The 12,110-nt window shown below is 59.2% G+C and carries 6 protein-coding genes and 3 pseudogenes; 2 read left to right on the top strand and 7 right to left on the bottom strand.

Features of this window, described 5'->3' with window-relative positions; translation table 11 throughout:
* The 7 genes and pseudogenes from Q0Z70_RS11405 to Q0Z70_RS11375 form a co-directional block, all read right to left on the bottom strand.
* Positions 1-122 (bottom strand): annotated as a pseudogene (locus tag Q0Z70_RS11405) (site-specific integrase); the annotation flags it as partial.
* Positions 123-201: 79 nt separating this feature from the next.
* Positions 202-6,031: pseudogene (locus tag Q0Z70_RS11400) on the bottom strand (helicase-related protein).
* Positions 6,021-6,479: a DUF1896 family protein gene (locus Q0Z70_RS11395; protein ID WP_298074628.1), complete on the bottom strand. Its 459-nt coding sequence runs from the start codon at positions 6,477-6,479 to the stop codon at positions 6,021-6,023. Before Q0Z70_RS11395 ends, Q0Z70_RS11400 begins: the two are co-directional and overlap by 11 nt.
* A gap of 141 nt (positions 6,480-6,620) precedes the next feature.
* Positions 6,621-8,715 (bottom strand): annotated as a pseudogene (locus Q0Z70_RS11390) (DNA topoisomerase).
* Positions 8,716-8,896: 181 nt separating this feature from the next.
* Positions 8,897-10,435, bottom strand: a complete 1,539-nt coding sequence (locus Q0Z70_RS11385; protein WP_298074626.1) for a DUF4099 domain-containing protein — start codon at positions 10,433-10,435, stop codon at positions 8,897-8,899.
* Between the two features lie 16 nt (positions 10,436-10,451).
* Positions 10,452-10,811: a helix-turn-helix domain-containing protein gene (locus tag Q0Z70_RS11380; RefSeq protein WP_298074624.1), complete on the bottom strand. Its 360-nt coding sequence runs from the start codon at positions 10,809-10,811 to the stop codon at positions 10,452-10,454.
* Positions 10,812-10,817: 6 nt separating this feature from the next.
* On the bottom strand, positions 10,818-11,165 hold the full coding sequence (locus Q0Z70_RS11375; RefSeq protein WP_298074622.1) for a helix-turn-helix domain-containing protein: 348 nt from the start codon (positions 11,163-11,165) through the stop codon (positions 10,818-10,820).
* Positions 11,166-11,376: 211 nt separating this feature from the next.
* Here Q0Z70_RS11375 and Q0Z70_RS11370 point away from each other — a divergent pair, with 211 nt between their 5' ends.
* Both Q0Z70_RS11370 and Q0Z70_RS11365 read left to right on the top strand, forming a co-directional pair.
* On the top strand, positions 11,377-11,658 hold the full coding sequence (locus Q0Z70_RS11370) for a helix-turn-helix domain-containing protein (protein ID WP_298074621.1): 282 nt from the start codon (positions 11,377-11,379) through the stop codon (positions 11,656-11,658).
* 11 nt (positions 11,659-11,669) lie between these two features.
* Positions 11,670-11,969 carry a helix-turn-helix domain-containing protein gene (locus Q0Z70_RS11365; RefSeq protein ID WP_298074619.1) on the top strand — a complete coding sequence of 100 codons (300 nt, stop codon included), beginning with the start codon at positions 11,670-11,672 and terminating at the stop codon, positions 11,967-11,969.
* The last annotated feature ends 141 nt before the right edge of the window (positions 11,970-12,110 follow it).

Genomic DNA, 12,110 nt, shown 5'->3' with positions numbered 1-12,110 from the left:
GGCAGGATATGGATATCCGTCGTGATTTGCCGGATGACACGCTTGTGCGTTACCTGATAATAAACCGTTCCCGCTTTGCCTGCGATGCTCAAGGCACGCAGTTTCACTTTAATCGTTGCCATAATCTTTATCTGTTTGAGTGAAGGGGAGAAGGATATTCCGAATCCCACGCTCCGTATTGCATTGTAGGCCCCATTGTTGTCATCCCATTTTCATTTTGTTCCCCGTCTCCGCCTTTATGGCCGGTCGGGCGATGATGAAATGTTCCCGCACGAACTGCGGGGCGTCCTGTTTTTCGGATTGGGCGGCATTCACGGGCGTCGCCGATTCCGCGGGCCTGTTTCCGGCCGTCAGTCTTTCGTTTTCAGCCTTCGGCCCGTCCTCCGTCTGTTCCTGCCGGGGCGGCGCTATTTCCGCCTGTATCTTGCGGTCGAGAGCGGCGAGCTGCGATTTCAAGTCTTTCAGTTCTCCCTCCTTCTTCCATTCTCCGCCCACCGAAGCCCGCAGAATCGGAATGTCGCGTTCCAGCGGGATGTTTTTCTCCTTGTAGACGTCGATAATCTTGGGCAGTCGTTCCAGTGCATTGAGGAAGTTGAGTACGGCGGCTTTCGTGTCGCTCATGGCAATCAGTCCGTTGTTGTAGGAATACTTGTAAGCCCCTTCGACGAAGAATTTGTTTTGCTTGGTTTCCACGCCGTCGCGCACCTCCCGTTCGCTCTTGACGACGATGGGGAATCCATACAGTTCGCCTATGGGCATATACTCGCCGCCTGTCGAAGCGTTTTTGGCTATCTGCTGGAGGCGCGTTCCGAGGGTCTTGAAATCGGAGGCGTTCACCCCGTCCAGCCGCAGGGGGCAGAGATGCGAGCCGTCGGGTGCGGTCTGCACCCGTGCAAGGAACGTATCGTAATCCTTTCCCATCTTTTCTATATGCTCGGCATGGCTTTCAAATTTCCGTACCGCCTCCGCCAGCCGCACTTCCGAGGTGCCGCGGGCCTTGAAGTAGGACTTGCGCTCGCCCTCCAATGCGGCGACCCTCTTTTCCAGCTTGGCCTTTTCCAGCAAATCGGTATTGCCGGACAGAATCGCCATATATTCGGAGAAGTTCATACCCGATTTTTCGTCCATGGCCCCTTCGTCGATGGTGCGTGCGCCCATCGCACCGCTTTTGAGTTGGGAGATGAAGGTCTGCTTGCAGTGCAGGAGGTTGAACTTGTAGCTGTCGAGCGACTTCTCCACGGCGTAGATGATCACATCCACCTTGTTGCCGGCATGGAGTTTTGCCACCTCGTTGCCCTTGCGCACGGCGCGTCCGTCGCGCTGCTGCAGGTCGGAGGGCCGCCACGGGGTATCGAGATGATGCACGGCGACGGCGCGTTTCTGTGCATTGACCCCCGTTCCGAGCATACTCGTCGAACCGAACAGCACGCGCACCTTGCCGTCGTTCATCGCATCGGTGACCGCCTTGCGGGACTTCTCGGTCTTGCACTCCTGAATGAAACGTATCTCGTGCGCCGGAATGCCGTGATCCTCGACTAGCTTGCGCTTGATTTCGCTGTATATGTTCCACTGTCCGGGCTGGAAAGTCCCCAAATCGGAGAACACGAACTGCGTGCCTTTCTGTGCGTCGAACCTGCGGTAATACTCCGCGATGGTCGCGGCGCACCGGGAGGCTTTGTTGTCGGGGTGGTCGTCGTATGCCTGCGGGTCTATCATCCGCATATCGAGGGCCATCTTGCGGGCATAGTTCGTGACGATGAGCATCTTTGCCTTCTCCTCCGTGTCCGAAAGCGGCCCGCGGCCCAGAAGGGTGGCATCTCCCGACTTTGCAAACTCCATGAGTTTCTGGATGAACTCCTCCTGCTGGGGCGTAGGCGGGATATTTTTCAGGATTTCGTTTTTTGGCGGACGGTCCACGCCGACATCCTCTGCGGTGCGGTAGTCGGTAATCTCGTTGTAGAACGCCGCCAGCTCGGGAACCTTGATGAAGTAGCGGAACCGTTCCTTCTGCACGATGTTGTTCGTTACGTTGAACTCGAAATCGACGCTCTTTTTGGCAAAGATGGCGGCCCATGCATCGAAACAGCGTATGTCCTGCCGCTCCAGCTCCTTCGGCCGCAGGTATTTGAAAAGCAGATACAGCTCCGTGAGGGAGTTGCTGACGGTCGTACCGGAGAGGAACGTCGCTCCCAAATCCTTTCCCGTGCGCTCCTGTATGGTGCGTATGGCAAAAAGCATGTTGAGGGCTTTTTGGCTGCCCTCCGAATTGCCCAGCCCCGCCACGCGGTCGTGGCGCGTGTTGAACGTCAGATTCTTGAACTGATGGCTCTCGTCCACGAACAGGTGGTCTATGCCCATCTGCTTGAAGTCCACGACGTCGTCCGTGCGCGACTTGATGGCGTGTTCGATGCCCTGCAGGCGGGCTTCGAGGTTGATTTTACGCTTTTCCAATCCGCGCAGCATCGCCCGCGACACATCTTTGCCCTGCTGGCGCACGACCTCCAGATTTTCTTCGACCGAATCCAGCTCGGCTTGCAGAATCCGCCGCTGCATTTCAGGAGACTGGGGAATCTTGCCGAACTGGTCGTGCGACATAATCACGCAGTCGTAGTCGTTGTTCTTGATGTCGTTGAAGAAGCGCACGCGGTTTTCTGCCGAGAAGTCCTTTTCCGAAGCATAGAGAATCCGTGCATTGGGATAGGCGGTGCGGTAGGTCGCGGCAATCTCGGCGACATTGGCTTTCAGACCGATAATCATCGGTTTGTGGGCGATGCCCAGCCGTTTCATCTCGTGCGCCGCGATGCACATGATGAGCGTTTTCCCCGTGCCGACCTCGTGGTCGCAGATGCCTCCTCCGTTCAGTTTGAGCATCCATATGCAGTCCTTCTGGCTTTGATAGACGCTCTGCACGCCATAGCGTCCGCCCAGCGCCTTCAAGTCCAAATCGTGGAATGTCTGGTGCGAACCGTCGTACTGCGGACGCACGAAGCAGTTGAACTTGCTGTTGTACATATCCTCCAGCCGGCTCTTGAATTCGGGGGACTGCTCGCGCAGCCAGTCTGTGAAACCGTTGCGGATTTCGTCGATTTTGGCGTTGGCGAGTTGTATTCCCTCGCTGTCGCGCACCTTGATGTCGTTGCCGTTCTCATCCTTGCCGAGGCTTTTCTTCATGTCGGGACAGGTGTTCACGAGGGCATGTTTCAGCAGGGCAATGCCGTCGTAGTTGCGGTAGTATCCCCGGACGCAGAACTGATCGTAGATTTTGGCGTTGCCGCCGTTGCAGCGTACCGAATATTCGTCCACGCTCTCCGAATAGGCAATCTTCACGTCGGTGTCGAACAGATACGAGGCATAGGCGGAGTAGATGCCCGTTGGAATCCAGCGTTTTCCGAAATTGAAGTCCAGTTCATCGAACGAGATTTTCTGCGGCGCCGCCGCACGCAGCGCTTCAAGTGCCTCCTGCTCCCGTCCGCTATGCGGATGTCCGGCCATCCCCTGTTCGATCCGGCCGGCTTTTTCCACGACGTTGCCCGCCACGAAACGGTCGCGCGTTTCGTATTCGGCGACCAGCGGGTTGTAATAGATGCGGCCTTTCAACGCCTCGGCCAGTTCCTCGGACGAGAAATCCGACAAGGTCTGCATATAGTCGAGATTGATTTTCCGTAGCGGTTGAGCGAGGCGGCAGTGCCTCCTCGGGGGTCTCTACATGCGCAAGGGTATCCGCCGCAAAGGATACGGGACGCTTGAAGATGTCGGCTTGGACGAACCGCGCGTTCTCGACACGCTCCAATGACAGGATGTCGCGGCCTCCTGCATCCATCAGAATCATCTTGACATTGTTTTTCGCATTCAGATTGCCGTAGTGCAGCAGAAAGTCGTCGTAGTGGCGGTTGAGCGCTTCGCGTGCGGCGGCATTCTCCTCCCGTGTGTCCGCCTCCGAACGGTACAGCCGCTCATAGGTGTCGCGGAGCGTGATATATGCTCGCGCCCTGTTCTTCTGCCCTTCGTCCATGTCGAGCGGCTGGAAGATTGCGCCGTAAGACGTTACGTTGCGGAGCACGCCGATCTGGAACCGCGCTCCGACGGTATTCTCACACACCATCGAGCCGTCGCGCAGATGTGGTTCCCGCACTCCGGCAAACGGACGCGGCTGCATCTCCTCCTCGCGGCGACGCCGCAGTTCGTCGGGCGTCATACGGGCTTCCTCCTTGCGGATTTGCCGCTCGACTTCATCTATTTTGCGCCGGTTCTCGGCCGCGAAGCCGTCCCCGACAGGATACTCCAACGCCGGCTCGGGATCGTCGAACAGGCTGTACATTTCCGGTTCCGCCCTGCGGGAGGAAGCCCGTACCGTCCGGACGGTCTTTCTCTCCGTGTGCTCCGCCACGCTTGGCCGCGGTGCCCGTGCAACGGCGGGCGTTTCCGTTTTCCGCTCTCCCTGCAATCGCTCGGCGGAGGTGCGCCGCAGCTCCTCGCGCCGCTCCGGCGTCATCTCCATCATCGTTTCGTAGAATCCGTTAACCGGAGGATTGTCCTCCCAGTTCAAGGCCTTGTAGATGGCGTCGGGGTCGTCGGGAATCCGGTCCGCCGCAGGGGAAGGCTCCGGCGGTGCCGCAGTCTGTTTCGGCGGTATCGGAGGACGTCTGCCGCCCGCGGCCCTGCCCCTGCGTCTGGCGGGCTCTTCGGCCGGCCGGCTTTCCTCGTCCGTAAATCCGAACAAATCATAGAGGGTCAGAATGGGTGATTCCTCCGCCACAGACGATTGTCCGGGTCCGCGATCCTGCGTTTTCTCTCCGGACACTTCGGGCTGCAAAGGCCGCTCCTCCTGCAGGCGGCTGACATGTCCCTGCGCCGTCTGCGCCGCCTCCTGTCCCGGCTGCATATAGCGGTCGAGGTTCAGATGCCGTGCGAGGTCGTCGGAGAGCATACGCCGCATATCGGCGGCGATGCCCGGCACCCCGCCGTCGTGGCGGTAGTCCATGGCCGGCTTGCCGTAAGGGTCGGTGTCGAGCCGTTCCCGCGTGCGGATGATCCGGTGGTCATGCTGAAGAAAATAAAGGTTCGTATGAATGCCCGCCTCCGTGGGTACGGAGAGGCAGAACCGTTCCTCATCTTCGGTCAGTCCCTGCTTGCCGGAATGCTTTTGCAGGATGATGAGGTCGCTGCCCACTTCCGTGTTCGCGTTGTCTGCAAAAAGATTGTTCGGCAGGCGTAGCGCCGATACCAGATCCGCACGGCGCATCATTTCCGTGCGCACGGCTTCATTGCCCGGTGTATTCATCACGCCCTGCGAAGTGATGAACGCCACGAGGCCGCCTTCGCGTACCGCATCCAGCCCTTTCAGGAAGAAGTAGTTGTGAATGCTCTTGGCGGCTGTCTGCCGTGCCGCCTCCCGGCTGCGCGAATAGTCGGGGTCGAAGACCGCCATGTCGCCGAAAGGAATATTGGAGGCTGCGAGGTCGAAAGTCCCGAGAAACGGCTTCTCAATGCGCTCGAATCCGTCGATGCGCACCTTCTGTCCGGGATAGAGATGCGCGAGGATCTTGCCCGTGAGCAGGTCTTTCTCGAAAGCCGTCACCTCGGCTTCGGGATTCCGCCGCATGAAGGAGGCGGCGAAGACGCCTTGTCCCGCCGACGGTTCCAGCATCCGCTGCGGACGTATGCCGCGTTCGTGCAGCACGTCTGCCAGTGCATCGGTTATCTGCGGCGGCGTATAGAACGCCGTCAGCACGGAGCTTTTCAGCGAATCCGCATAACGTTTGGCTTCGATGTCGCTTGTGCTGTTCTCCCGAAGCAGCCGGTGCAGTTCCGCCGTCAGGGGAAAGAGCTCGAGGTCCGATTTCGCCCACCGCATGGCATCGGTCAGTTCTCCGGCCGGATTGAGGATACATTTCAGACCGCCGAAGCCGCAGTACCGTTCCAGAACGGCGCGCTCCTCCGGCGTGGCCTGCCGACGGGTTCTGTCCAGCGTAAATGCCGTGCGTATCGCCTCGATGTTGTCCCGCAGTTTCTGCTTGCGGTTAAAGGCTATGCGCTTCGATGTGGATCGCTACGGCTCCCGTTATCTCCGTGTAGAGACGGTCGCAGGCGGGCGAGAGGGCGAAATCGTCGTCCGCAAGGTCATACGGGGCAAAGAGCGCGTCGAGCGACGGCAGTAGCCGCTCAATGAACATCTCTCTGTGTGCCGGAGGCACCTCGTTGAAAAATTCATTTTCCACAACCTCGCGGAGGAGGTCGTAACGGGAGGTGTGGAGCCCCTGCATCAGGACTTCCATCGCCCGTTCCTGCGCCGCGGCGGCCGTCAGCCCTTCGCGCCGTGCCTGTTCGAAGGCGGCGCCGGCACGGGTGGCACGCCCGCGGACGAATGCCGCATCGGCGGCCTCCGCAAAGCGGTGCTCCAGCAGATGCCGCAACAGGTACAGCCCGTAGTAGTCTATTTCTCCGGCGGCTGTGCGTTGTATGTTCGGTGTATTCATCATATTTCGGATTTTAGCATGTTGGCGGATAGATACGAAAAGGGCACCCGGTATCCCTCCGGGTGCCGCCGCTAAAATCCGAAACGACAGACCGCAGCCTTGCGACGAACAATCCGCCTATCGAATCAGCGGCAAAGATAACCATTATTTCTTGCGGGCAATGGTACCGTTGCGCTTTTTTTCGGGGAACACGAAGACCGTATTGAAGGATTCGTCGAACGCCAGCGCCGCCTCGAAAGGTTTCCCCTGCCTGCTGTTGAACCCTTTGATGATTCCCGTGCGGCCTTCGCGCAGAAGGGTCTGTATCTCTGCGTCGGAGAGCAGCTTTCCCGCCTTCATGCGGAAGACGGGCAGGGCGCATGCCCCGTTGTCGCACTTGACGACCTTCGGGTAGAAGCGCATATGTCCCGTGCCGCACTTGGGGCAGAGCAGGGCGGAATCGTCGTGCGCAAAAAGCTTGTCGCACGCAAGCAGTTCCGCCGTAATCTGCCGGGTGTATTCTTCGATGTCGTGCCGGAAATCGGTATCCTTGAGTTCCCCGTGCTCGATGCGTGCCAGCGCCGCCTCCCATTCGCCCGTCATGGCGACGTCGGCGATGCGCATATCCCGGACGACCGAATAGAGGGCCAGCCCTTTTTCTGTCGGTACGAGCGACTTCTTTACGCGCTGCACGTAGCCGCGGGTGCAGAGCGTTTCGATGATGGCGGCACGGGTGGCGGGCGTACAGAGACCGCATTCTTGTAGCGACTGCCGCACCGCCTCGTCTTCGATGTCTCGTCCGGCGGTCTCCATCGCCGCCAGCAGGGTTGCCTCCGTATGGAGGGGCTGCGGCTTGGTCGTACCCTCCGTCAGCGACGCGGCACGCACGGGCAGGTTGTCGCCATCATGCCATGCGGGGAGGCGTACTTCCGGCTCTGCGGAAACATTCCGAACGCCGCGCCAGCCCGCCTGTACGGTAACGGCGCCCTGGGTGGTGTACTTCGTACCGGAACATTCCGCCGCAACCGTCGTTACATCCTTGAGGCACGGCGCGGAGAACGATTCGAGCATACGGACTGCGATCATGTCGTACACCGTCTGCTCCTCTTTCGTCAGCAAACGCGCACGCACGCCCGTCGGCAGCAGGGCATGGTGGTCGGTAATCCTCCCGTCGTTCACGGACCGCCGGCAGAGGGGCGCTGCCATAAGTGCGGCGGCCGTCGGACCCCACAGCGGATGGTCGCGCAGCGTGCCGATGAGATCCGGAACCTCCGCGAAGACATCTTCCGGTATATAACGGCTGCCTGTACGGGGATAGGTTACGAGTTTGCTTTCATAGAGTTTCTGCACGATTGCCAGCGTATGCTCCGCCGTATAGCCGTACTGCGTGTTGGCGTCTTTTTGCGGCGTCGTCAGATCGTACAGCAGCGGGGGCTCCTGTGTCGTGTGCCTGCACTCGACGGAAACGACCGTCGCCGCACCCGCTTCGACAAGGGCGCAGCGGGCGGCATCGGCAGGGGGCTTTCTCCTTCCAGCGTTCCGCGGCATCGAATTTCACGACACCGCCGGCGCTGTCGTCCGTTGAGAAGTGCGTCTGCCATTGTTTTTCGGGCGTGAACTACCGGTTGGCCCGGTAGCGTTCGCATATCATTCCCAATGTCGGGGTCTGCACACGTCCCAGCGGGTACAGTCCGGCACAGGCGGCGACGGATACCGCCTGCGTGGCATTGATGCCCACGAGCCAGTCGACTTCGCTGTGGGCGTGGGCGGCATAATAGAGGTTGTCGTATTTCGCTCCGCTTTCGAGGTTGGCCAGACCTTCGCGGATCGCCTTGTCGGTGAGCGACGAAATCCACAGCCGGTCGAAAGGTACCGCACAACCCGTGTATTCGTAGAGGTAGCGGAATATCAGTTCGCCCTCACGGCCCGCGTCGGTTGCCACAATGATGCGCTCGCTCGCACGGAACAGCCGGGCGATGATGCCGATTTGGGCCGTCGCCTGCGGGTCGTCCTTGTAGCCTTTGTCGGTCTTGATTTGACGGGGTATCAACTTGAATACTGGAGGCAGCACGGGGAGGTTGTCCCGGTGGAAGCCCTTGATGCCGTAACCGTCGGGCAGGGCAAGTTGCACCAAATGCCCGTAAGCCCATGTGACGGCGTATTCCTTGCCCGTGATAGCTCCTTCTTCACGGTGCGTCGCGCCGACAATCCGCGCGATTTCCCGCGCGACGCTCGGCTTTTCTGCTAAGATGGTTTTCATTTCTTTATTGGTTTATGGTTTGTATTTCGGATTTTAGCGGGGTCTGCGCCTCGTCCTTCTCCGACCGCAGACGGCGCAGTATCCTGCGGTCGGAACAGATACGGAAATTCCCGGACGGGCAAGGGACGCGCACGGCAAGGGCCGCGCTTCCCCTGGGTCGCTGTATCGGATGGGCATATACTTACATCTTAATGCCTGCCTTGTGCCGCGGACGGGGTTCCTGATTCTCTTTCGGGGCGGTCTGGCCCTTCGTCAGCGGTTCTTTCACCTTTTTTGTCGCCTCGTTGCTGCGGCCCTGCGAATTGACGGCCACCTGCGTGCGGCTTTCGTTGGACGGCGCAACCGCCTGTGCCGCATCGGGATTCCGGCGGTGCAGATACGGTCGTCCTTTCTCTGGGTTGAATTTCAGATACATCGTAGCCGGTTGGCCCTTGCGGTCAAGGACGTTTTCCAGCTTGATGGCCTTGCCTGCCCGGTAATCTTCCCGCTGCTTGTCGGTAAACTCCACGTTCTTCCACTTGGCAATGGGCTTGATTTTCCCGTCGTCGGTCTGCCAGTTGAGCCGGTTCGCACGCAGTTTCCAATCGCCGTCGTCCGTGCGGCTGTTTCCCTCGCGCACACCGCGTTCCTGACGGTTTGCCTCCGTCTGTTCCTGCCGGCGGGAACGCGGCACGAACTCGACGCCCCGCTGTTCTACATTGACCTGCAGCGTCGCACGGAATTTGCGCCCGTCGGCGAGCGTGATTTCCTTGCCCCGCAGCGGAGCGCCCGTGCGCAGCAAGTCCTGCTCGGTTTTCGTAAGCGGCGTTTCGGCGATCTTGTCCCGGATACACACCTTGTTCGCCGCGATGTCCGTCAGTTCACGGGTCTTGCGGTCAAGGCTGACGTAGGACGGCACCAGATCGCCCGTCTCCTTGTCCAGCAGTTCCACCTTGCGTCCCAGATTGCCGGTTGTCTGCAGATTCCGGATGTCCTCCTCCGAGAACTTGTGTCCCTTGTACTCATGTGTCAAGTCCGGCTCCTGACGGATAAAGTGCGGGACGAGGCTTATGCGCCCGTCCTCCCCGCTCTTGAATGACAGCCGTGCTTCCGTCTCGAAGCGCTCGCCGCCCAAGGCCGGGGAGATGCACACCAAGTCCGATTTCCCGTAGTTGAGCATTCGTTTCAGGTCGCCCGTCTGCTCCAGCCCTTCGCGCCGGACGCCCCATTTGCTTTCCAGTTCCGCCCAGTCGATTTTACTCTCGTCGATGGGCTGATAACTCCGTTTGGGGCTCTCCGCAGCTGTCTCCTGCGGGGCCTCCTGTTTCGTGGTCTGTTCCATATTGTCTGTGTATTTTTGAATTGTTTCCGTCTGTGCCTCCGCACGGGTCTGCTCCGCATAGGCGCTCGTGTCCACTTTGTGCGCCGCAAGCAAATCGCGGTTTGCTTCGGGGTTTTTGAGCAAATCTTTCATGACGCCCACTAACTGCTCCGCCTGCTCTGCCGCGACACGGTAAAAGCCGAAGCGCGTAGGATCCGTGCATTGCCGGTAGAAATTCGTGAAGAAGTTGTCCAGCATGTCCCCGTGCCGGTCGAAATGCAGAAATGACTGCGTATGCTTGGCATCCGCGTCCGTGAGTTTCGGCGTCCCGTCGCCGTTCAAGCCTGCGACGACACCGATTTCGCCGGTCTTCTCATCCCGCACCAGCAGAATGTCTTTCTCTTGTTTCTTCTGTGCCATACGTTTCTGTTTTTATTTATTTTGATTCCGGTTTGCCTTCGGATTCCGGCTCCGCGGAGCCGCACCGGCGGACCCGTCCGCCGATGACCTCGAAATTGCTTTGTACGAAATCCCGAATGTCGGATTCCCGATAATAGAGTTTATGCCCCAGCATCCGGTAACGCAGCAGTCCCGTACTGCGGTAGCGCTGCAGCGAACGTTTGCTCACCTGAAGCATCATGCACACGTCCTGATTGTCCAGAAGCCGCTCGCCGTCCAAGACATGGACGGCAAGATCCCCCTTGGACGTCAGCCGCTGCAACATCTTTTCCTGCCTGTCCAGCCGCTCCGCAAGGCGCGACATCCATTGCTCGAACCGGTCTTCCCGCAATTCCATCGGAGGCTATTTTTTGGCACCCCGGCTCCCGGTACGGAGCAGGTAATGCTGTTTGAACTCTTCAAGACGCTCCGGCCGGCACGGCACGATGCTCTCTTCCACCATGCGGACAACCTCCGACAAATGGTACCGGCATGCTCCCCGCAAAATGGCGTAGGAGATGCGGCGGCTGTCGCGCAGCCGCTGCAAGGTGCGCCGGCTGATGCCCAGCAACAGCATGACGTCCGCACTGCTCAGCCACACATCCGGCTGGGGCTCCTTGCGAGGCTCCACGCGCCTTACGCTTTCCGCTATGCGCTCTATCTTTTCCATCAGTTCCTTGTAGGCGGAACTCTCCATTGTTATGACTTCCATACGCTTTCGATATAGGTTCGGCGGCAAAGGTGGCCTTTTCGCGGCGGCCCGACCGTTGAGTAAATAGAGAGTCAATAAATTTTGTTCCTGCCGGGTTCCCGGCGGCGTGGACAGACGACGCCATAGGACGCCAAATGCCGACGCCGCGGCGGAATCGGATGCGGCAGGACGGAACAGGGATATATTTGCACGTACTTTAATCGCAATCATTATGGAAATAGTAATTCTTGAAAAGCGCGTTTTCAAGGCGCTCCTTGAAAATGCACATGCCCTCGTCCGACAGGTGGAGGCATTGAAACATACATGCGGAGACTACCGGCTCGCCTCGTGGCTCGACGGGGAACAGGTCTGCCGCCTGCTGCATATCAGTCCGCGGCAGCTGCAGACCCTCCGGGACCGCCGCAGCATAGGCTGCACGCGGCTGAACCGCCGCTTCTTTTACAAGCCCCAAGAGGTGGAAAGGCTTCTTGGACGGCAAGAAGTCCTGCGCTAAAATCCGACGCCATGAATGACGACACGATTTTGACCGCCGGGGATGAACGCCTCGCAACACTCCTTTCCGCGCTGAAGAAGGCGTTGAAGGATACGGAAGAACTCCGAAAATCGCTGCGCCCGACTTTCGGGGGAGACAGATTCCTGACGGATGCCGAGGTCGCGGAGAATCTCAAATTGTCCCGGCGCACCTTGCAGCAATACCGGAATGAACGCAAAATTCCCTATATTTATTTCGGGGGTAAGATTCTGTACAGGGAAACGGATCTGCTGCGGCTGCTCGACAACGCTTACAAAAAAGCCCTGCCGTAGGATTGACAGAGCTGAAGAAACGGGCAGGGGCGTGCGAATGCGCACCCCTGCTTTTTTATTGGACGTTCCTGCTGTCCACGGCGAGCAGGAAGGTTATCGGGATGTCCGGGGCGACGGCTTCCTGCGTAGCCCACCGGCGGA

The organism is uncultured Bacteroides sp. (assembly GCF_947632445.1).
GTDB lineage: Bacteria > Bacteroidota > Bacteroidia > Bacteroidales > Bacteroidaceae > Bacteroides.
Note: the sequence above shows the minus strand (reverse complement) of the source record. Positions and strands in the feature narration are given on the sequence as shown.

Bases quoted from the DNA above. Each gene is read 5' to 3' on its own strand.
- Q0Z70_RS11395 (WP_298074628.1), bottom strand. From the start codon at position 6,479: ATGATGAATACACCGAACATACAACGCACAGCCGCCGGAGAAATAGAC.
- Q0Z70_RS11385 (WP_298074626.1), bottom strand. From the start codon at position 10,435: ATGGCACAGAAGAAACAAGAGAAAGACATTCTGCTGGTGCGGGATGAG.
- Q0Z70_RS11380 (WP_298074624.1), bottom strand. From the start codon at position 10,811: ATGGAATTGCGGGAAGACCGGTTCGAGCAATGGATGTCGCGCCTTGCG.
- Q0Z70_RS11375 (WP_298074622.1), bottom strand. From the start codon at position 11,165: ATGGAAGTCATAACAATGGAGAGTTCCGCCTACAAGGAACTGATGGAA.
- Q0Z70_RS11370 (WP_298074621.1), top strand. From the start codon at position 11,377: ATGGAAATAGTAATTCTTGAAAAGCGCGTTTTCAAGGCGCTCCTTGAA.
- Q0Z70_RS11365 (WP_298074619.1), top strand. From the start codon at position 11,670: ATGAATGACGACACGATTTTGACCGCCGGGGATGAACGCCTCGCAACA.